Annotated in this window: 16 protein-coding genes; 14 read left to right on the top strand and 2 right to left on the bottom strand. The window is 44.9% G+C overall.

All coding sequences use genetic code 11. The features are described from left to right. Positions 1-254 precede the first annotated feature (254 nt). Positions 255-452, bottom strand: a complete 198-nt coding sequence (locus QUA97_RS05035) for a hypothetical protein (RefSeq protein WP_333089770.1) — start codon at positions 450-452, stop codon at positions 255-257. Positions 453-1,982: 1,530 nt separating this feature from the next. Here QUA97_RS05035 and QUA97_RS05030 point away from each other — a divergent pair. The 7 genes from QUA97_RS05030 to QUA97_RS05000 all read left to right on the top strand — a co-directional run bounded on the left by QUA97_RS05030 (position 1,983) and on the right by QUA97_RS05000 (position 14,842). After that, the gene (locus tag QUA97_RS05030; RefSeq protein WP_194071117.1) at positions 1,983-2,171 is read left to right on the top strand and encodes a hypothetical protein; all 189 of its coding nucleotides are present in this window, start codon (positions 1,983-1,985) and stop codon (positions 2,169-2,171) included. A gap of 1,096 nt (positions 2,172-3,267) precedes the next feature. Further along, a complete protein-coding gene (locus tag QUA97_RS05025; RefSeq protein ID WP_333193573.1) occupies positions 3,268-4,119 on the top strand; it encodes a calcium-binding protein in 852 nt (283 codons plus the stop codon). Between the two features lie 269 nt (positions 4,120-4,388). Further along, on the top strand, positions 4,389-7,184 hold the full coding sequence (locus QUA97_RS05020) for a tetratricopeptide repeat protein (protein ID WP_333193570.1): 2,796 nt from the start codon (positions 4,389-4,391) through the stop codon (positions 7,182-7,184). 24 nt (positions 7,185-7,208) lie between these two features. After that, positions 7,209-11,297 (top strand): tetratricopeptide repeat protein, encoded by a 4,089-nt coding sequence (locus QUA97_RS05015; protein WP_333193568.1) that lies wholly within the window; start codon positions 7,209-7,211, stop codon positions 11,295-11,297. Beyond that, positions 11,290-13,095, top strand: a complete 1,806-nt coding sequence (locus tag QUA97_RS05010) for a tetratricopeptide repeat protein (RefSeq protein WP_333193565.1) — start codon at positions 11,290-11,292, stop codon at positions 13,093-13,095. Before QUA97_RS05015 ends, QUA97_RS05010 begins: the two co-directional genes overlap by 8 nt. Before the next feature lie 179 nt (positions 13,096-13,274). Next, on the top strand, positions 13,275-13,910 hold the full coding sequence (locus QUA97_RS05005) for a Uma2 family endonuclease (RefSeq protein ID WP_194068973.1): 636 nt from the start codon (positions 13,275-13,277) through the stop codon (positions 13,908-13,910). Positions 13,911-14,107: 197 nt separating this feature from the next. Next, positions 14,108-14,842, top strand: a complete 735-nt coding sequence (locus QUA97_RS05000) for a glutathione peroxidase (RefSeq protein ID WP_194068975.1) — start codon at positions 14,108-14,110, stop codon at positions 14,840-14,842. 82 nt (positions 14,843-14,924) lie between these two features. Here the strand turns inward: QUA97_RS05000 and QUA97_RS04995 are convergent, their stop codons facing one another. Further along, positions 14,925-15,077, bottom strand: a complete 153-nt coding sequence (locus QUA97_RS04995) for a hypothetical protein (protein ID WP_333193562.1) — start codon at positions 15,075-15,077, stop codon at positions 14,925-14,927. Positions 15,078-15,100: 23 nt separating this feature from the next. On the opposite strand from QUA97_RS04995, the gene QUA97_RS04990 reads away from it, so the two are divergent. The 7 genes from QUA97_RS04990 (at position 15,101) to QUA97_RS04960 (ending at position 21,414) form a co-directional block, all read left to right on the top strand. Further along, positions 15,101-16,009, top strand: coding sequence for a sodium-dependent bicarbonate transport family permease (locus QUA97_RS04990; protein WP_333193560.1), 909 nt, complete (start codon positions 15,101-15,103; stop codon positions 16,007-16,009). A gap of 4 nt (positions 16,010-16,013) precedes the next feature. Beyond that, positions 16,014-16,322, top strand: coding sequence for a P-II family nitrogen regulator (locus tag QUA97_RS04985; protein WP_333089783.1), 309 nt, complete (start codon positions 16,014-16,016; stop codon positions 16,320-16,322). 348 nt (positions 16,323-16,670) lie between these two features. Then, entirely contained in the window at positions 16,671-17,156 is a 486-nt protein-coding gene (locus QUA97_RS04980; protein WP_333193556.1) for a hypothetical protein, read from the top strand. Positions 17,157-17,327: 171 nt separating this feature from the next. Continuing rightward, a complete protein-coding gene (locus tag QUA97_RS04975; RefSeq protein ID WP_333193554.1) occupies positions 17,328-19,304 on the top strand; it encodes a carbamoyltransferase family protein in 1,977 nt (658 codons plus the stop codon). Between the two features lie 240 nt (positions 19,305-19,544). Continuing rightward, positions 19,545-20,012, top strand: coding sequence for an SxtJ family membrane protein (locus QUA97_RS04970; protein WP_333089788.1), 468 nt, complete (start codon positions 19,545-19,547; stop codon positions 20,010-20,012). Beyond that, positions 20,013-20,177: a DUF5989 family protein gene (locus QUA97_RS04965; RefSeq protein ID WP_194068987.1), complete on the top strand. Its 165-nt coding sequence runs from the start codon at positions 20,013-20,015 to the stop codon at positions 20,175-20,177. It begins immediately after the preceding gene. Between the two features lie 4 nt (positions 20,178-20,181). After that, entirely contained in the window at positions 20,182-21,414 is a 1,233-nt protein-coding gene (locus QUA97_RS04960) for an SGNH/GDSL hydrolase family protein (protein WP_194068989.1), read from the top strand. The last annotated feature ends 9 nt before the right edge of the window (positions 21,415-21,423 follow it).

Raw genomic sequence — 21,423 nt, 5'->3', positions numbered from 1 at the left:
ACCGGGTGTCGCGGTGTGTTTTTTTTGTGGATGTACTGAATAAATGCTAACTGTTGACTGCTGACTGCAGATTCCTGACTGATTCACATCAAAAATCCCGGCTTGTTCAAGAAACCGGGTTCGATCGTTTCGATCGCAGCACATTTATTTTTTTTGAGACGGTTAATGAAGTGACCTGTTGGCGGAAATTTTGCTGCCAAAGTTTTACAGGAGACAAAGTAGAAGTGCCGAGCTCGACTTGCTGTCTGAAGAAACTAATCGGAAATCCCGATCCATCCGCGGCGGATGGCGTAAAGCAGGCGGTTGACTGCATCTCGGTCATCTTGGTTCAGAGCGCTTTGGCAGAACGAAAGCAGTTTGTGGCTTTGAGTGCGAGTCAGATTGCCTGAATAGGTTACTTGATAGAATAGTTCAGCGATCGCCCGATCGGATTGTAAAGTCAGAGCTTGCATGAAATTTCGTTTATCTTGACTGTTCTAATATGCAGTGTTTGAGATGACAGTAGGGTGATTGCCGTCAGCTAAGCTGTGCGATCGTTCTGAACTATACTTGCGATCGAAGTCTGGGAGTATAGGTGAGTTAAATCACCGAAGAACGAGATAGTCGATCGCCTTTGGGGTCATTTCCGGGCTGCTCTCAAAGTGTGACGAAACGTCAAAAACTCATGAGAGCAAGGCTTTGAGCGCCGCTGGCTGTCGCCAAAGTGCGTGTTGAAGGCGACATCTTGGGGCGTGGAGTCTGATATCTGTGAAAGTTTGGGCGATCGACAGTTGCAGGGTCGGGGAAAATTGGCGATCGGCAAACCGCACCCTGAGATATAATAATGATCAATAATTCGAGCCCATCTTATAGACTAAGAGGTAAAACAATGATCGTTATTGGCTACTTTGCGATTGCCTTAATCGTTTTTATTGTTTGGTTCAAAAGTTTTTGGAACGATAGTGCGACATCAAAAACTGACTTAATCTCTTGGATAGCCTTAGTAATCGGCCCTCTGATTTGGCCTGTTGTGCTGCCCCTATCCCTTTTGCAAATTACCAGCAAAAAGTCTGTCGTTGCAGTTAAATCCGAGTAATTGTTCTAATAAGTTGTAGAAGTAACTGACTCAAACGCTGTCGGGTGTTTCGTCATAACTTATCCCCCCTACATCGCTCGTGGCAGCGATCGCATCTTCATCATGTTTTTCCATAACCATGTGCATCTACAAGGTCAATATTTTTTGACCGCTCTCAAATTCTGCATTCTACTATTTTAATCTTGCTTTTTTGTCACCAGATTACTCTGACAAGCCTCATGCTGTCATGGCTGAGGTTCCTGACAGTATCAGGGAGCATCTCTGTCCGAATCCAAAAAGTATTTTTTACGACTTGCGAGCTGTAGCGCGATCGCACGGGCTTGGTTTATAGATGTGTAGGGAGGTAGCGTCTTCCCTCGCACGGGAGCGAGCGCGACAGCACTTAAACAAAAAAATGCTGTTTACTATAAAGCCGGAAATACTCAAGCTTGATATGCAATGTAACACGGTCTGTTGCTGGTCTGAGTATAACTTAAGACATATTTATTTGAGCGATCGCTCACTAACTGCATAGTTTTTCTGGCTTTCGGCCGCCGCACGCCATTGGTGGAATCTTGAAAAATTCGCGCAGGACAAAAACCGCTACAGTCTTTGCGCTGCAAGCTTTAGCAGCTATTTTTTTTTAAATGTAGCAGCTTTTCAGAGACAATTGTAGAGTTCTAGAACGCCCAAATCGTCGAAGTCTTACCGCAGTTAGATAGACAATGCAAGGGGGAGAGTGCAATATGAAATAGCAATAAAAACTGTTTGCCCAATAGGCAAAATTTGTTGTAGGCGATCGGACATCAGGATTTGAGTAGGCCAGCGTTCTGATTTTAGATCGGGTGCTGTATTGGCGGGAACTTCTCAAAAAAACGTGCCGTCACTGTAGCCAACTTTGCTATTTACACAAACCATAGGACTTAAAATGAAAGAAATGTCTGAAAAGCCAGTTTATCGAATTCTTAATCTAGTGTCGCTGCTAGCCCTGAGCTACTATGCAGCTACTTCGATAGGTTATATTTTAGAGAGCGACCCTCACATTTACAGCTACGACAACCAGAGCTATTCTAACGGCTCAACTCAGCAACTAGAAGCACACAAATCGTCTCAATAGTACAGCTTGTCTATGAATGCTCAATCAAATTCCCTCGAAATTTCTAATTGCGGGCGTACTCCTCGAAGTTAACAATTAGCCAGAATTTTATTACTTAATAATTAATTTGATTAATTTAAATTGTTAAATATAATTATCAGAAAAACTTATCTATCAATTGTCAACTGTCAACTGAATGCAGGAGGCTGAGGGTGTAGTTTCACTTTTAACAGTCCCATACTCCCCCTTTGCAGATAAATCTGTTTGGCATTGTGTCGCCAACCGAAGACAACTAATCCCATTGGCGATCGGCGATTGGTGGTGACTTCCTGTGCCAGCGGGTTGGGAACCTAGGCTCGATCGGTTGCATTTTTTGAGTGAAACTAATGTTAAGCTCGGCAGCAGATTATTCTCACCTTTGACTAAACGTCTTAACTCTAGTGTGCGGCCCTTAATCGCAACTCGATTGCCGAAATCACCGATTTTATTAGATAAAAACTGGGGTGATGAGCCACAAAAGTCCCTCAAGGACTGTGTTGGGGCGCAATTTTGACCAAAAGCGACCCCAAGCTTGGGCTGCCTGGGAATACTCGCTAAAAATTTTTTTGATTTTTTGGGAACTATTGGGGGAACTCAAAAGTCAGGTCAACGAGAGTATACTAAAACATTGCAACTCCTGTTCTGCCCGAACGGGCCCGAACAGGAGTTGCAGGGCGATCGACAGTTGCCAAGGACTGCGGTGCAAATTCTCAATCTTGAGAGCATACTCCCATTAAAAATGGTCAGCGTGTATTTGCAGACTAATGTTTTAAAAATGACTAGCCGCACCCGAGCTAGGTATGGTAAACTCACAAACGTTTAAGTGGAATATTTTCGTGTTAGAGGAGGGAGTTGTGGAGTGGAGAGTCCAAAGCAGGAAAAAACCGATATTTGCTGCTATACGAATAAAGGATTGTACTCGCGCTCCGGGGCTCCCTGCTGACAAATTAAATTACATGACAGCTTATAGCAGCCGGGTCAATTAGGGTCTCAACCGATGTCCGGTTTCATTTATTGAATCCCTTTGGAGGGAAAAGTGTATTGTAGAAAAATGATTCATCTTTTAGGAGGAGTGTAAATGACACAGGTAACTAATCCAACAACGCCAGTAACTTCTAACCCGACAAGTGGTGGTGGTTCTAACATTATCGGCGCTCAAACCGATAACAGGTTGAACGGCACCCCACAAGCCGATATCATTCTGACTTTTGGCGGCAATGATGTCGTTGCTGGTGGCGGTGGTGACGACATCATTATTTCCGGTGGCGGCAATGACAGTATCGGCGGCGGCAGTGGCAACGACGCTATCTTTACAGGCACCGGTAACGATGCGGTCGATGGCGGCACTGGCGACGACCGGATCTTTGGCGGTAAAGGAAATGACGCCGTTACCGGTGGCGACGGCAATGACTTGGTTTCTGGCGACCAAGGCAACGACACCGTACTCGGCGGAAGTGGCAACGATACAGTCTTTGGCGGCCAGGGCAGCGATATCGTTAGCGGTGGCGACGGCAGCGACAGCCTCTACGGCGGTAAAGGCAACGATACAGTAGATGGCGGTGCTGGGAATGACTTTATCTCTGGCGACAGAGGTAGCGATGTCTTGACTGGCGGTGCCGGCAGCGACACCTTCTACTTCGCTGGTTTTGGCGGCGACTTCGGCGTAGACACGATCACTGACTTTATTCCAGCCGAAGATAAGATCGTATTGAAGTCAGGCGGTGTGTTGGGTGCTTTGGGCACAGGCTTGGATTCCAGCGAGTTTATCGTGGTTTCTAACTTCAACGCCAACAGCCCTGGAACTGCGAACAAGTTGGTTTACGACCCGCAAAACGGTATGTTGTACTTCAACGGTACCGGTGGAGTGCTAAATATTGCTCAGTTGCAACCTGGTCTGACAATTACCTCGAACAACTTAGAACTGTTCTAAAACAACTGGCAGTTGTGGGGCAGCACTGGATAACATCTGGGGCTGTTCTTACAACTGCCGATCGTGTTTTAAAGGATTTTAACCTCACTCTGCTACCAGCGGGGTGAGGTTTCAATTCGGGCATTGAAGTAGGGACTGTTAAAAAAAATCGATCGCCAGTTATTGATGAAATTAATCGATCGCCCGATCGCCTAAAATATATACAAACTTTCAAATCATAATTTATAAGTTTTCCTGAAGCGGGGAAAAACCGCAACTGCCCAGAAGCAATGAGCACTGAAGCATACATCCGTCAAGCCCAAGTTTATTTGAAGCAGGGGAAGTTAACTGAGGCGATCGATATTTGCCATCAGGCGATCGAACTACAGCCATTTTCTGCGCTAGCTTACACCACTTTAGGCGAAATTCTCGAAGCGAGCGGAGACCCGACGGCGGCAAGAGATGCTTTTGTGCAAGCTTTGGAAATTTCGCCCCAGTTTGTTCTGGCTCATGCTTATTTGGGTCAACTTTACAACGAGTATTGCTGGTTGGATGAGGCGGCTTTTCATTACCGCAAAACTCTGGAGTTGAAGCCAGATTGGGCGGAAGTTCATTATAACTTGGGAAATATTTTTCACAAGCAGGGTAATTTGTTGGGCGCGATCGACTGTTACCGAAAGGCGATCGCCCTTCAACCCAATTATCTACTTGCTTACTACAATCTGGCTGTGGTTTTAGATGAAAATAATCAGATCGCTGCGGCCATTGATACCTACCGTCAGACGATTGCCAAACAGCCGGATTATGTGGAAGCTTACAGCAATTTGGGCGTGATTTTGCTGAAGGACGATCGCCCTGCTGAGGCGATCGAGATTTATCAACAAGCGATGCAGATTAAGCCGGATTGGGCGACGCTGCACAATAATTTGGGTCAAGCGTTGCAGGGCAAAAATCCCGATCGGGCGATCGCATCTTACCTCAAAGCTATTGAGTTGGAACCCGACATGGTTTTAGCCCACTACAATCTGGGGAAAGCTTGGCAATTGCAGGGGGAACATTCGGCGGCGGTTGCTTGTTTCGATCGGGTAATCGAACTAAATCCCCAACATATTTCGGGCTGTACGGATGCCGGATTTTCTTTGATGGTTTTGGGTAAAATTGCCGAAGCCATGCCTTATTTTCGGCAGGCGATAGCTCTGAAGCCTGATTTTGTTGAGGCTTACTGCCGTTTGGGAGAAATCCGGCAAACTGCTGCTGCAGAGGATGATGAGTTGTCAAGGGCGATCGCTGCGTGCGATCGATTTCTCGCAGCATTGATGGGAAGGAAGAAGGAAGAAGTCCGAGGGAAGAAGGAAGAAGTCCGAGGGAAGAAGGAAGAAGGAAGATTAATTACCGATTCCCGATTACCGATTCCCGATTCCCAATTACCAATTGCTGAAATTTGCGATAATTTAGCAGCAATTTACCTGCATTTGGGCAACGCTTTAACAGAGTACGGCGGCGCTGAATCTGCCGCCACTTATTATCAAAAAGCTTTGCAAATTAATCCGAAAAATCCAGAACTTTACTGGCGGCTGGGCAATTGCTTGGTACAGCAAAAACGGCTGAATGCGGCCATTGCAGTTTACCACATGGCTTTGACGGTTCAACCAGCTCTACCGCAGGTTTATGTAGAGTTGGCAAAAGTCCTGGAAAAACAGGGGCGATGGCAACGGGCGATCGACTATTATCAAAAAGTTTTAGAATTGCAAAGCTGCGGGTATACGCAACTATCGCAAACAGGGAACTCTCTGGCAATAGCAACAAATGCGATCGCACTTCCTCAAGGAATTTATCTATCGACTTGGGATTGGTTGGTTAATGCCAAATTGGATGCTGGGAATTATGTAGAAATAGTTTGGGAAGCCCAGACAGCAAACGCCGAAGATCTGGCTAATTCCCAATTACCAATTGTTCATTCCCAATTAGCAAATTCCGATTGTGGCGGTTTGACTTGCGGGCTGTGTCTGCAGCGAATTTCTAAGTGGTTCGATCCGGTGCATCTCGGTTGGGGAGTTTGCCGTTTGTCTAACTCGAAACCGATACCTGTAGATGCGCCAAAAACTTTTGTGGCACAGATTCCCCACGGGCGAGTTTGGATTGTGCCCCAGCAAAATTATTGGCTGATTTCCAAGGCGATCGCTGTCATTACTCCCGATAATTATTTGTTGGCTGATGTGTCGAGAGATTATCCTGATTTGTTGCCGGGATGCGACAAGCATGATGTTAGAAAACACAGCGTTTTTGACTTAGAATCTTTTCCGCATTTAAAACAAATCGATGGCAGCGTAGCGGTGCTTTCTGGTTTGTCAGGAAATGTCTATTTTCACTGGATGGTGGACGTTTTGCCGCGAATTGAATTGCTGCGGCAAAGCGGTAGGGATTTGGCAGAGATTGATTGGTTTTTGGTGAACAGTTGCCAGCACCAATTTCAGCGGGAAAGTCTCGAAATTCTGGGCATTCCCGAGGAAAAGGTTTTGGAGAGCGATCGCCTGCCTCACATTCAAGCAACAGAGTTAATTGTACCTTCTTTTGCGGGATATTTGGGTTGGCCTTCTGGGTGGGCAATGGATTTTTTGAGGCGGGAGTTTCTCACGAAAATTATCCCAGGTTCGAGTTATCCAAAACGCATTTATATCAGCCGCCACAAAGCAAGGTATCGCCGAGTTTTGAACGAGGAAAATGTGGTTGAGATTTTGGAACAATATGGCTTTGTTTCTATCTTCCCTGAATCGATGTCTTTGGTAGAACAAATTGCTCATTTTGAGGCTGCTGATGTGATAGTTGCCGCCCACGGTAGCGGCTTAACTAATACGATTTTTTGTCGGCAGGGAACTAAAGTAATTGAGTTGGTGTCGCCTCACTATATCAGCCATTATTACTGGGGAATTAGTCAACATTTGAAGTTAAATCATTATTACTTGGCTGGCGAGGCTTTTGAATGCTATCCTATTAGACAGTTAATGTATCAAAATTCGCTGACTGAAGATATTTTGGTGAACTTGAGTTCGCTCAAAAAGATGGTTGAAGTGGTTGGTTTGGGTTAGCTGGCATTTGGAGTAAGTTTAATTATGCCCTCGATTGAGAAGATGGAAAAAGCAGCGGTTGATTTGAATCGGCAAGCAGAAATTCATTTAGCTGAAGGAAGATTGAATGAGGCGATTGCTGCTTGCGAGTCGGCGCTGAAAATTGAACCGAATTTGGCTGTTGCTTGTCAAACGCTGGGAAAGGTGATGCAGGTGCGAGGTGAAATTGAACAAGCTAAGCAGTGGTATGAATCGGCGCTGGATCGCAATCCAAATTTGCCGGAAGTTTACGCTAATTTAGGCATTTTGTATTCTCAACAAAAACAGTGGCAAAAGGCGATCGCCAGTTGTGAAAAAGCGATCGCCCTAGCGCCCAATTTTGCTGCTGCTTACCGACAGTTGGCGAAAGTTTGGACGCAGTTGGAGAAGCGAGAAAAGGCGACTGAGTGTTGGTATCAAGCTTTTAAAATCGAGCCGAATTGGGCAACTGCTGACGAGTACGTCACCCTGGGAAATAGTTTAGTTGAATTGGGCAATTTTCCACAAGCGATCGAAAGTTATTCGCGGGCAATTGAGTTAAACCCGCAACTGGCAACAGCTTATCACAATTTGGGGGAAATGCTGGTAGGTCAGAAGCGGTGGGATGAGGCGATCGCCAATTACCGACAAGCCATTGCCATCAATCCAGATTCTTTTGAATCTTACCACAGTTTGGGTAAAACTTGGGCAGAGCGAGGAGAATGCGATCGGGCGATCGCCTGTTACCGCAAAAGCCTCGAAATCAATCCGAATTACGCCCGTGCTTACCTTGGTTTGGGCAATGTTTGGGCGCAGAAACGCGAGTTTGATGAAGCAATTAAATGTTACCGTCAGACTCTGGAAATTAATGATAATTTCTATTGGGCGCACAATTCTTTAGGCGAAGCTTTGGCTCAAAAACAACAGTGGGAAGAAGCTATTAGTTGTTACCGCCAAGCGATTGCTATCAATCCAGATATTCCTTGGTTTTACTGCAATTTGGGAATTGCTTTAACCTGCAAAAAATCCTGGGATGAAGCTGTTAGCGCTTACCTCCACGCCATTCAAATCGAACCCAATTTGACGGGAATTAATCAGAGATTGGGATATGTTTTGCGGCAGCGCAGCGAATCGGGTTTAGATAGCACAATCGCAGTTTACTGTCAAGATATTGAACAACTTGCTAGCGGGAAAATTTACCACAGATTGCTGGGAATTGAGTTAGATGGAGCGGAATTTTTTATAAATTTAGGCAACAGTTTAGCGAAACAGAAGCAGTTGGAAGGTGCGATCGTATTTTATAGCATGGCCATCAAAATCGATCCCAATGCTGCGGAAGTTGTCGCCAAACTTCAGGAAGTGCGGGCGAAACAACAGGAATTATACGCAGAAATCGCTGCTTACCGCCACCAAATCGCAATCGATCCGAGCAACTCTAAGGCTTACAATGATTTAGGCAATATTCTACCACAATTAGGGGAATTGGCCGAAGCAATTATTTGCCACCAAAAAGCCAGTGAATTGAGAGGTTGGCCGGAATGTGCGGCGAAAAATTATCAATTTACCCAAGATTGGTTTACCCACAATATTCCTATTTGGAAACGGCATTTGCAGCAATTTACCGGAATTGCAGATTTTCAAGTTGTGGAAATCGGCAGTTTTCAGGGAATGTCGGCTTGCTGGCTGCTGGATAATATTTTAACTGATCCGACGGCAAAAATTACTTGTATTGATTTGTATTTTCAGCAACATTTTAAGGGTAATATTGCTCAAACAGGAGTTGCCGAGAAAGTAATTGAATTAGAAGGTTACTCTCAAGATCTGTTAATTAATTTAACTTCGGAATTTTACGATATTGCTTATGTTGACGGCTGTCACAAACCCACCAGCGCTTTGCAAGATGCGATTTTATCTTGGAGGTTAGTGAAAGTTGGCGGATTGATGATTTTTGACGATTACGAGTTTACTTTTCCCGATAGCCCGGAGCAAGATACTAAAATTGGAATCGATGTTTTTTTGGAGATGTTTGCAACTCAGTTAGAAGTAGTACACAAAGGCTATCAACTGATGGTCAAAAAAACTGACAATCAAAAATTGGGCGAAGAGCAAACTCTGTTGTCTCTGGGTTGGGAAAAGTTGGGGGATATGGCGGCAAATGCGGGTTATTTGGATGAGGCGATCGCCCGCTATCAAACAGCTATCAAAATTAAGTCTGAGAATTACTTGACTCACCACAAGTTGGGTAAAGCTTTGCAAGCAAAAGATTTGTTTGAGGAAGCTGGGGCCGCTTACCGAAGGGCGATCGCGCTTAACCCTAATTTTACTTGGGCTTACCACTTTCTGGGGGAAACTTTACAGGCGATCGAGCAATACAGCGAAGCCGCTGCTGCTTACCACAAAGCGATTGAATTAAATCCCGATTTTTGTTGGAGTTACAATAATTTAGGCGATGCGCTGATGGAGCTTTCTGAGTGGGAAGACGCGGCGGCGGCTTACCACAAGTTAGTTGAACTGAATCCCGATTTTTGTTGGTCTTACGAGAGATTAGGTAAGGCTTTGGTGGCGCTGGAAAATTGGGAAGAGGCGACGGCGGCTTACCGCAAAGCTATTGAATTAAATCCCGATGATTGTTGGCTGTACAATAGTTTGGGCGAAGTTCTAGAAAAACAAGAAAATTGGCCGGAAGCAGCGGTGGCTTTTGGCCGTGCTGCTGAGCTAGAACCCAATGAGAGTTGGCTGTACAAAAAGTTGGGCGATGCGCTGCGGAATCAAGGGGAATTGGAAAGGGCGATCGCCATTTACGAAAAAGGCATAAATCTCGATCCAAAATCCTGTTGGTGTTACGAAGGATTGGGTTTGAGTTTAATGGCCAAACAGCAGTGGGAACCTGCAATCACTAATTTAGTTCAAGCCCTGCAAATTCAACCCGATTTGTTTGAAGCTTACGATAATATAGGGTATGCTCTGGAACAACAAGGAGAAGTCGATGAGAGCGATCGGGCAAAATGCAGGCATCAAATCTTACCATTAACTGTTCTGCAAAAATACTGTAATTTTACAGAGGATTTGATAGTCGCCGCAGAGTCAAATCCGAACATCACCTGCATTGACATCTATCCAGCCGCTCAAATCAATTTATCAGCTTCCAAAACAACCCACAATAATCACATATTCTCGCCCAATAAATTTTATATCAAAAAAGCTTTCGTTGCCATACTGCCAAACGGACGAGCTTGGGCCGATGTCATTAATAGTGTGGCAATTACTTCAGATAATAAACTTGTTGTCGATGTTTCAACTGGTTCTCCTGAATTAATAGTAACTTCCGACAAATTACCTCCTGCGGAACATATAGATGGAACTGTTGCTTTTTTGTCGGCTCGCTGGGGAGGAGCCGCTTATTTTCATTGGATGTTTGATGTCATTACCCGGTTTGAGCTTTTGCAGCGGAGCGGGTTAATAGAGAGTGTAGATAAATTTGTTGTGAATGCTGGCGATTATACTTATAAAACAGAAACTCTAAATACTTTAGGAATCCCTCAAGATAAAATTATAGAAAGTCACTGTTCCTTTCATGTAACAGCCGATAAGTTAATAGTTCCGTCAATTTGTGAAGATGGATCTGGAACCTCAAAATGGAAGTGTGAATATCTCAAACAGTCATTTTTAAACCCAAAAGTACCGCTAAAAACCGAATATTCAGAACGAATTTATATCAGTCGCGAACAAGCATCCTATCGACGAATTGTCAACGAAGAAGAAGTAGTTAATTACTTACAAAAATTGGGGTTTCGCAGTGTCAAGCTGGAAACGATGTCGGTAGCCGAACAAGCATCGTGTCTGGCTGCTGCTAAAGTAGTTGTCGCACCTCACGGAGCAGGATTGACTAATCTAGTTTTCTGCTCTCCGGGAACTAAGGTAATTGAGATATTTTCTCCAATTTATGTGCCAACTTGTTATTGGACTATTAGCAATTTGTGCGAGTTGGAACATTACTATTTAATTGGGGATTTGTTTGATGATGGAATAACTAAAAATCCCATACATCAAAATATGCAGTTGGATTTGAAATCGCTGGAAAAGTTAATGAATTTTGCAGGAGTTTTGCATGAATAATGAGTACCATAATTTGGGTAATTCCCTGCAAGAAAGCGGTCGGTTTGATGAGGCTGTTGCTGCTTACAAAAAAGCTGTTGAGTTAAATCCTGATTTTTCTTGGTCTTATCACAGTTTGGGCGATGTTTTGCTGAAACTCGAACAGTGGGATGATGCTGTCTGCGCGTACAAAAAAGCTGTTGAGTTAAATCCTGATTTTTCTTGGTCTTATCACAATCTGGGCGATGCTTTGCTGAAACTTCGGGAATGGGAAGAGGCTGCTGCGGCTTACCGCTGCGAGATTGCTCTCAACTCGGATTTTGCTTGGTCTTTTTGCAATTTAGGCGATGCTTTAACTCAACTCAAACAGTGGGATGAAGCTATTGCTGCGTATTTAAAAGCTGTGGAAATTGACGGAAGTTTGCCGGGAATTTATGATAAATTGGGGTATGTTCTCGGACAAACCAAGTCTGATTTAAAGTTAGTATTAGAACAGTGTCAATTGCAAATTACACCGGAAAATTGGAAGTTTTATTTGCAGTTAGGAAAAAATTTAGGAAAGTACGATCGCCCAAAAAGCGCAATTATTTTTTACCAACTTCTCTTGACATACGCTCCGAGTTGTGCAGAACTGTCAGTGGCATTAGAGGAGTTGTTACAGCAGCAAGAAAAGTACGTTAGCACTTTAGCCTCCGCCCGCGCCACAGTCGCCCAAAAACCCGATGATTGCTGGTCATATTACAATTTAGGTGCGGTTTTGAGCCAGCAAAAATATGGGGAGGAAGCGGCGGCGGCATTTTTGCAAGCAATCCAAATAAATCCCGATAATCCTTGGTGGTTTTATTACAATTTATGGGAAGTTTTGGTTGAGCAAAACAAGCTGGATGAAGTTGAGAACTTTTACCGTGAAGTTGTGGAAGCTCAACCGGAGGCTTTTTGGCCTTATTTGAATTTGGGGGAAGTTTTGACGAGACAAGACAAAATTGCTGAGGCGATTGATTGTTATCAAACTGCTAGTTACAAACAAACTTTGGCATCTGCTCTACTTAAAAATACAGGCAATTTGCCTCTTACAAAAACAACAGATAAAGTTAAATTTCCTAATTTTATAATTATAGGTTCTCAGCGGTGCGGCACGACTTCTCTGTACACTTATTTAGCTGAACACCCGCAAATTCTGACTCCGATTAAAAAGGAGATGGATTTTTTCTCGTGGCATTTTCACAGGGGAATTGATTGGTATTTGGCTCATTTCCCGCCCATGCCGGAGGGAGGCGAGTTTGTGACGGGTGAGGCTAGTCCAAGTTATTTTGACTGTCGGGAAGCGCCGAAACGTCTCTACAGCGCGTTTCCAGAGGCTAAGCTGATTGTGCTGTTGCGAAATCCGGTCGATCGCGCGATTTCTCATTTCTACCGCTTAAAGGGCTTGAATTGGGAAGGGCGATCGCTCGATCGGGCAATTAAGGATGAAATTGAACGGTTGAATCAAAATCCAGAATACATCATCGGCGAAGAACCGGGGAATTATTTAGCTCGCGGTAGGTATATAGAATTTATTAAAAATTGGCTGGCTTGCTTTCCCAAACAACAGTTATTAATTTTGAAAAGTGAAGATTTTTATGTAGGTGCGGCGGCGACTGTCAAACAAGTTTTAGAATTCTTAGAGTTGCCGGAATATCAATTACCTGAATATCAAAATGCTAATCCTGGTTTTTATCCGCGAGTAAATGAGTCGGTTCGCTGCTGCTTGAGCGATTATTTTAAACCTTACAATCAGGAATTAGAGGAGTATTTGGGGAGAAAGTTTGATTGGGAATAAGATAACACGGCGGTTGAAACCGCGTGGATACGAACAAAACCTGCCGACGCCGGTTGAATAAAAGGTGATTAAAGTTCGGTTATTCTCTTTACACTGCGTCCGGCTCACGAAAGTTTGTGTAAACCTGGTTTCAACCGCCGTCTGCTAAAATTAGAACAACTTGTAATGAGGTAATACTAATGCTGACAATCGAGCTAGATACATTACTTAAAGAACAAGCACTCCAACGCCAAGATCCCGAAGAGCGCTACATCACGGATACGGTGAACTGGGAAGAATACGAGACACTGGTAAATCGGATTGGAGATGCTGCGGGATATCGAGTTACTTATTTAGATGGAGTTTTAGAAATTATGTCACCTTCTCGCCGCCATGAAAATGGTAAAACTCGCATTGGAAATCTGCTGGAAATTTATTTTGTAGAAGCTGATATTGAATATTTCCCTTTTGGCTCTACAACTCTGCGGCAAGAGGAAAAAAGTGGCGGTACGGAACCGGATGAAGCTTACTGTATTGGCACAGATAAAGAATTTCCCGACTTGGTAATTGAAGTGATTGTTACCAGTGGCAGCATCAATAAACTAGAACTCTATAGAAGGTTGAATGTGCGAGAGGTTTGGTTCTGGCGAAATGAGAGATTTTCGATCTACCATTTGCGAGAAGAGATTCCGGTTGAGTTTGTGTCAAACTGCGGTTATGAATTAATCACAAACAGCGAATTGCTACCGGAACTTGATATCGAGCTGTTGACAGAATGTGTCAAAAATCCTCATCCGCTAGCAGCAGCAAAGGCATGGAGACAGAATTTGCGTTAGCGAAGCTTGCAGCTATGGGATCGCCCTAAACAGCAAGTTTTAAATCTGCTCGATCGCCAAGCTGTCGCAAAGACGAGCAACTGACTCGCGCTCCGCAGTCCCAAGAAAAAACCCGCCCCCATTGACAAGTCATACTCGTTATGAGTACGCTATGATGAACGAAGCAATTTAACCCAAATACCCAAGGATTCAAAATTATGCTGCCTAACAAAGAAGGTCAAAGAGTACCCAAAGTCACCTTTCGCACTCGCAAAGACAACGAATGGGTGGATGTCACCACCGATGACTTGTTTGCAGGCAAAACCGTAGCGGTGTTCTCGCTACCGGGAGCATTTACTCCCACTTGTTCCTCAACGCACCTCCCCGGTTACAACGAATTGGCGAAGGTTTTCAAAGAAAATGGCGTAGATGAAATCGTTTGTATGTCCGTCAATGACACCTTTGTGATGAACGAATGGGCAAAAGACCAAGAAGCAAACAATGTGACGTTAATTCCCGACGGTAACGGTGAGTTTACTGAAGGCATGGGAATGCTGGTAGATAAAACAGATTTAGGCTTTGGAAAGCGGTCTTGGCGCTATTCGATGCTGGTCAAAGATGGTTTGGTTGAGAAAATGTTTATTGAACCGGAGGAACCGGGCGATCCTTTCAAGGTGTCCGATGCTGAGACGATGCTCAAGTACATCAACTCTTCAGCAACCAAGCCGAAGGTGGTTTCGGTGTTTACAAAAGTAGGCTGTCCCTTCTGCGCTAAGGCTAAGGCCATGCTGACTGAAAAGGGCTTGGATTATGAAGAAATCGTCCTGGGCCAGGACATCACAACCCGATCGCTCCGGGCCGTAACTGGTGCCACAACAGTGCCGCAAGTATTTATCGACGGCAAGTTGATCGGCGATTCCGAAGCCCTAGAATCTTACTTGGCAGTGGCTTAGTGAGTTAAAAAACAACGGCTGCGGGTGTGTGCTGCATACCCTACAACGGCTGCGGGTGTCTACTGCACACCCGCAGCCGTATTTAGTCCGATCGAGCTTTCGGAGTCAAAGGTTCGATCGCGCCATCGATCGCTTCTCGTGCAACAATTATGGGTGAAACAATATTAAAAAAATCAAAAATGGGAGTTAACGATCGTGGATTTGAGTCTAGTAGCGTCAAATATCTTAAATCCACCAGTTTTAGCTTTTTTCATGGGAATGGCAGCAATTTTTCTCAAATCCGATTTAGAAATTCCCGCCCCCATCCCCAAACTGTTTTCCCTGTATCTGCTGTTTGCGATCGGATTTAAAGGCGGCGTCGAACTGTCCAAAAGCGGCATTGACCAGCAAGTCGCCCTGACAATTTTGGCAGCAATGTTGATGTCTGCCCTCGTACCAGTTTATACTTTCTTTATACTGAGAATTAAACTCGACTCCTACAATGCTGCGGCGATCGCAGCCACCTACGGTTCCATCAGCGCCGTCACCTTTATCACCGCAACCTCTTTCCTCACAGCACAGGGCATCGACTTTGACGGTTACATGGTAGCAGCGCTAGCATTAATGGAATCCCCAGCAATTATCGTCGGTCTAATTCTCGTCAGCGTATTCGGCGGACAAGAAGAAAAACGCGATATAGTTTGGTCAGAAGTGCTCAAAGAAGCCTTCCTAAACAGTTCAGTATTTCTGCTAATTGGCAGCCTCATCATGGGGATACTGACAGGAGAACACGGCTGGGAAGTTTTAAGTCCCTTTACTCAAGATTTGTTTTATGGCGTTCTGACTTTTTTCTTGCTAGACATGGGCCTGGTTGCTGCTAGCAGAATTCAAGATTTGCAAGATGCAGGAATTTTTCTGATCGGCTTTGCAATCCTCATTCCCATAGTTAACGCAGCCATTGGTTTAGTGATAGCCAAAATAATCGGAATGCCGGAAGGAGATAGCCTGCTGTTTGCCGTATTGTGCGCGAGTGCTTCTTACATCGCAGTACCGGCAGCAATGCGGCTGACGGTTCCCGAAGCTAACCCGAGCCTTTACATTTCAACAGCCTTAGCAGTGACGTTTCCGTTTAACATCATTGTAGGCATTCCCACGTATCTATACGCAATCAATATATTTTGGAGGTGAACCGATGGAGACAGTTAAAAGGATAGAAATTATTGCGAACTCGGTAGAACTTCCAAAGATTTTAGACGGTTTAGAAAAAGCTGGTGTCCCCGGTTATTCAGTGATTCGCGGTGTCGCAGGCAAAAGCACCAGGGGTACTCGATCGCGCGATTTAGCAATGACAATGCTGGATAATATTTACGTACTGGCTTTTTGCGAACCCGATCGAATATCGGCAGTTGCAGAACATATTAGACCCGTGCTAAATAAGTTTGGAGGGTCGTGTTTTATTTCGGATGCGGTGGAATTGCTAACCACTAAGTGCGTTGGGTAGCGATTAGTCATTATAGCCTTTCTCTAAAAGGTGAGGTACCAGTTTTGCCATAAAAAGCTTGACACTGTATGGTTTGCAGCATACCTCGGCATACCTCATCTTTCGCTTGAAAGGCTATAGTCATGATAGATTTTAGAGACATCAGATACACTGCACACTAAAATTATCTTTCGGTCATTATTAGGATCAATCATTCTGTAGCTGTCTCTGAAATCACGAACAATCTACAGGCAAAACCCGCCCGCACCCAACTATCAAATATTCTGCGACTTACAAAAAAAACTCACGCAACATACAATTTCTGTACTCTGTTAAGATCGCTCAATATCTTGACAAACCGCCCGATCCATGCAAACTTTCAAAAAATCAACCAGACCTTTCAACTCTCAAGATACATATCCCTGTCCCGTCTGTCGCACCGGTGAAATTGCTACGATGCCGATGATGGAAGCCCTAGCTTGCAACTTCTGCCAGCACATTTTTACCGCCAGCGAAGAAAGGCAATCGCTCCAAATGGCCGATCGCCAGCCGCCCGTAATTTGGCACTGGAACGGCAAAAAATGGATAGGAGCACACCTCGAAGGCGTAGAATTCGGATGGCCTTATTTTGCCGCAGCGATCGGTCTCATCTTCCTTCCCACCACCTTGCTCGGACTTTCAGCTTACTACTTTCCCCCGGTTCCCGGCAGCCGCTTGTCGTGGCTGCCCGCAGCTTGGACTGGTTTAGCCTTTTTGTCCCATTTAGGCATAGTGCTGTGGTTGGTAGGCGAATTTTATCAATTCCCCGCGGCCACTTACTTGAGAGCTTGGGGGCGCAGGATTCGCAGGCGCTAGCTGGCTGGTGTCAGACGGTTGAGGGCCGCGCACCGAGATTTATTTCGGTAAAATTTAAGTAAAATTGGAGGCGATCGCAAAAGTCAATTCCAAATCAGCACCACTAAAGCTATAATCATTAGCTATTCTAAATACTCAGATACGAGCGCATAGCGATTTGTAAGGAGAGCGATGAACATACTTGGAATCTCGGCGTACTACCATGACAGCGCCGCAGCCTTAATTTGCGATGGAGAAATTATCGCCGCAGCGCAGGAAGAAAGATTTTCCCGCAAAAAGCACGACGCCAGATTTCCCAAGAATGCGATCGCCTATTGCCTAAAAGAAGCGAACATAGAATTACGGGAAGTCGATCGCATAGTCTTTTACGACAAACCATTAGTCAAATTCGAGCGCCTTCTCGAAACCTACTTAGCCTACGCACCCCAAGGTTTTCGCTCTTTCCTAACCGCCATGCCCATATGGCTGAAAGAAAAGCTTTACCTCAAAACCATGCTCAAAAGAGATCTCGCAGAAATAGGCAACTGCAAAACCAATAAACTGCCATCTCTGCTATTTACCGAGCACCACCAATCCCACGCAGCCTCAGCATTTTTCCCCAGCCCGTTTCAAAAAGCCGCCGTTTTGTGCCTCGACGGCGTAGGCGAGTGGGCAACAACCTCGGTTTGGTTGGGAGACGGCAACCAACTAACACCTCAGTGGGAAATCGATTTTCCCCACTCCCTAGGTTTGCTTTATTCAGCTTTCACCTACTACACAGGCTTTAAAGTAAACTCTGGCGAATACAAACTCATGGGTTTAGCGCCCTACGGCGAACCCAAGTATGTAGACAAAATTCTCACCCATTTGATGGATCTCAAAGATGACGGAACTTTCCGTTTAAACATGGATTATTTCAACTACACAGTTGGCTTAACCATGACAAATAAGAAGTTTGACGAACTGTTTGAAGGACCGCCGCGTCAAGGTGAAGGACAACTGACTCAGCGGGAAATGGACATTGCAGCTTCCATTCAAGTTGTTACCGAAGAAGTTGTTTTGCGGCTTTGCAGAACAGTTAAAAAAGAATTGGATGTCGATTATCTTTGTCTCGCGGGCGGCGTTGCTCTCAACTGCGTTGCTAACGGCAGACTTTTGCGGGAAAATATTTTCAAAGATATTTGGATTCAACCAGCAGCGGGAGATGCTGGCGGTGCTTTAGGCGCGGCTTTGGCGATTTGGTATCAGTATTGCGAACAAACTCGTACTGTGGGCGACGAGTTACTCGCAGTAAATAATAATATTAAGCCGGAGAGGACTGAAGTCTTTACTAACAGTGGGGAGGAGAGGACTGAAGTCCTCACTACAAGCCAAGCTGTCGCAACAGTGGCGAAGTCGGTGGCTCATTTAACTTGTCACGACAAAATGCGCGGTTCCTATTTGGGGCCAAGGTTTACTGACGCAGAAATTCTTGAATATTTAGATGCTGTCAAAGCTAGTTATCACCGATTGGACGATGCCGAATTGATGCCGCAGTTGGCGGAAATTTTGGCACAGGGAAATGTCGTTGGATGGTTCCAGGGGCGGATGGAATTTGGGCCGCGAGCTCTGGGCGGGCGATCGATTATTGGCGATCCGCGCAATGCTAAAATGCAGTCTGTGATGAACCTGAAAATTAAATATCGGGAATCATTTCGACCTTTTGCACCATCAATTTTAGCCGAAAGAGTTGCGGATTATTTCGAGATTGACCACTCTAGCCCTTATATGCTATTAGTAGCACCGGTCAAAGCCAGTCTCCGCATTCCCATGACTCCCGAACAAGAGCAGTTGTTTGGCATTGAAAAGCTCAACATTCCGCGATCGGAAATTCCGTCTGTTACCCACGTCGATTACTCGGCTCGCATCCAAACAGTTCACAAAGAAACCAATCCTCGGTACTATGACTTAATCAGTCATTTTGAAGAGCGATCGGGCTGTTCGATTCTGGTAAATACTTCCTTCAACGTCCGAGGCGAACCCATTGTTTGCACCCCCGAAGATGCTTACCGCTGTTTCATGCGAACCGAAATGGACTATCTGGTTTTAGAGAATTACTTGATTCCTAAATCAGAACAAATTCCTTGGAAACAAGATGATGCTTGGAAAAATGAATTTGAACTAGATTAGTCAGTTAACAGTTGGCAGTTGACAGTTGACAGTTGACAGTTTAACTGGTTCCCCGGCTCTGCCTGGGAACCGATATCACTCTTGCTCTGCCTCGCTTGCTTACGGAGTCAAATTCGAGGCAGAGCCTCCGGATCTGCGTTACCAGGCTCTGCCTGGTAACGAGCATTCTTCCATCTTCCATCTTCCTGATGACGTTGTACGGAAAGCTCGGAGGCGACAGCAAAACATGACGTTGGACTAATGACTTCTTCTCTCTTCCCTCTTCCCTCTTCCTTCTTCCCTCTTCCTTCTTCCTTCAACATGAGCGACGAAATTAAAAAACTCGACAAAAAAGGCCTGCGCGATTTCGGGCTGCTAATTGGCGGCTTAATTGCCCTGCTGTTCGGTTTAGCAGTACCTTTACTGCGGCGGCATTCTATACCTTGGTGGCCCTGGGCTGTCGGTGCAGTGCTAGTCGCGCTAGCATTGGTTGCACCAAAATCCCTGAATCCCGTTTATCACGCATGGATGCGGTTTGGACTGCTCCTCAACAAGATCGAAACGCCGATCGTCCTAGGGATAGTTTTTTACCTGATAGTTTGGCCGATGGGAGTGATCAAAAACCTGTTTGGCGAAGATGCAATGCGGCGCAAACTAAATCCGAAAATGGATACCTACCGCATCCCAAGTAAAGCAAGAACCAAAGTTAGTATGGAGCGTCCTTTCTAAGTGTTTGAAGCAACTTTAGACTTTCTCAAAGATTTGTGGGCGTTTATGAGAGAACGCCAAAAATATTGGCTGATACCCTTAATTGTGACTTTAGTATTTTTGGGAGCTTTGATTGTATTGAGTCATGGTTCTGTGATTGCTCCGTTTATTTACACGCTGTTTTGAAAGAATGAGCAAAGTGAAAAATTTGGGTGTCAACTTAGGTTTGATACTCGGTAGTTTATTCATGGGGGTGGTAATTGGTGAAGTTGGATTGCGAGTTGCGGGAGTTGAGGGCTACCCCAAAATTGGAGCTTTCGTAGACTCCGCGCCAACTCGTTTCCACACTGCCGATCCCGATTTGGGCTGGAAGCTCAAACCCGGTGTATCCGGGGAGTGGAAGGGCGAAGGTGAGAGTTTTGTGCAGGTGAATAGTGAGGGTTTGCGCGATCGCGAACACACAAAAGCCAAACCTCCCAATACCCTCAGAATCGCAGTTTTGGGCGATTCTTTCACCGAAGCAATTCACGTACCAGTCGAACAAACTTTCTGGTCGAAATTGGAACGAAAGCTAGGCAACTGCGAGGCTGTTAAGGGACGCAAAAATGTTGAAGTTATCAATTTCGGCGTGCAGGGTTACGGTAATGCTCAAGAATTGATAATGCTGCGAAAAAAAGTGTGGGATTACAATCCTGATATTGTAATTCTTGCATTTTTTATTGGCAACGATGTAATTAACAATTCCCCCAAACTAGAATACGACCAATATCGACCATTTTTTGCGTATAATGCTAGCGGCAAGTTAGTACCGGATATGTCTTTTCGCAATTTAGCACCGATAGACCGCAACGCAAGAGCAATTTCATTCGTAGACAAATTGCCCAGTTTTCTGGTCAACAATTCGCGCATTTTGCAAGTCATCAAAAAAATTGATTTAGACCAGAAAAAGCTGCAGTTATCGGCAGATTTTTCCGGTTTGAGTACCAAAAACTTCCTTCCACCTCAAGATGCAGCTTGGCAAGATGCCTGGAAGGTAACAGAAGGTTTGATTGTGGAGATTCGCAATGAAGTCGTGCAGAAAAATGCTGATTTCTTACTTGTGACAATCGGCGATCCGATACAAGTTGAACGGGATGCCCAGAGGCGAAAAAATTTTATGAGAAAAAACAAAATTCAGGATTTGTTTTATCCCGATAAGCGGCTAAAAAAATTGGGCGCGCGCGAAGGTTTTCGGGTACTGAATTTATCCGAACAGTTTCAAGGTTATACTGAAAAATTTCAAGTGTGCGCCCACGGTTTTGAGAATTCTGTACCCTGTGGGGGTCACTGGAATGAACTCGGGCACAGGCTTGCTAGTATTTTGATTGCTCGCAATTTGTGCGAAAACTTGAAGCAGTCTCAAGCCCCCAAACAACAACCGTAATCAGTCAAA

The organism is Microcoleus sp. CZ3-B2 (assembly GCF_036705055.1).
GTDB lineage: Bacteria > Cyanobacteriota > Cyanobacteriia > Cyanobacteriales > Microcoleaceae > Microcoleus.
This window is presented reverse-complemented; position numbering and strand designations above follow the sequence as displayed.

Coding starts and splice junctions, on each gene's coding strand:
- QUA97_RS05005 (WP_194068973.1), top strand. CDS start 13,275: ATGCTGACAATCGAGCTAGATACATTACTTAAAGAACAAGCACTCCAA.
- QUA97_RS04960 (WP_194068989.1), top strand. CDS start 20,182: ATGAGCAAAGTGAAAAATTTGGGTGTCAACTTAGGTTTGATACTCGGT.
- QUA97_RS05020 (WP_333193570.1), top strand. CDS start 4,389: ATGAGCACTGAAGCATACATCCGTCAAGCCCAAGTTTATTTGAAGCAG.
- QUA97_RS04985 (WP_333089783.1), top strand. CDS start 16,014: ATGGAGACAGTTAAAAGGATAGAAATTATTGCGAACTCGGTAGAACTT.
- QUA97_RS04970 (WP_333089788.1), top strand. CDS start 19,545: ATGACTTCTTCTCTCTTCCCTCTTCCCTCTTCCTTCTTCCCTCTTCCT.
- QUA97_RS04975 (WP_333193554.1), top strand. CDS start 17,328: ATGAACATACTTGGAATCTCGGCGTACTACCATGACAGCGCCGCAGCC.
- QUA97_RS04980 (WP_333193556.1), top strand. CDS start 16,671: ATGCAAACTTTCAAAAAATCAACCAGACCTTTCAACTCTCAAGATACA.
- QUA97_RS05030 (WP_194071117.1), top strand. CDS start 1,983: ATGAAAGAAATGTCTGAAAAGCCAGTTTATCGAATTCTTAATCTAGTG.
- QUA97_RS05010 (WP_333193565.1), top strand. CDS start 11,290: ATGAATAATGAGTACCATAATTTGGGTAATTCCCTGCAAGAAAGCGGT.
- QUA97_RS04990 (WP_333193560.1), top strand. CDS start 15,101: ATGGCAGCAATTTTTCTCAAATCCGATTTAGAAATTCCCGCCCCCATC.
- QUA97_RS05025 (WP_333193573.1), top strand. CDS start 3,268: ATGACACAGGTAACTAATCCAACAACGCCAGTAACTTCTAACCCGACA.
- QUA97_RS05015 (WP_333193568.1), top strand. CDS start 7,209: ATGCCCTCGATTGAGAAGATGGAAAAAGCAGCGGTTGATTTGAATCGG.
- QUA97_RS05000 (WP_194068975.1), top strand. CDS start 14,108: ATGCTGCCTAACAAAGAAGGTCAAAGAGTACCCAAAGTCACCTTTCGC.
- QUA97_RS05035 (WP_333089770.1), bottom strand. CDS start 452: ATGCAAGCTCTGACTTTACAATCCGATCGGGCGATCGCTGAACTATTC.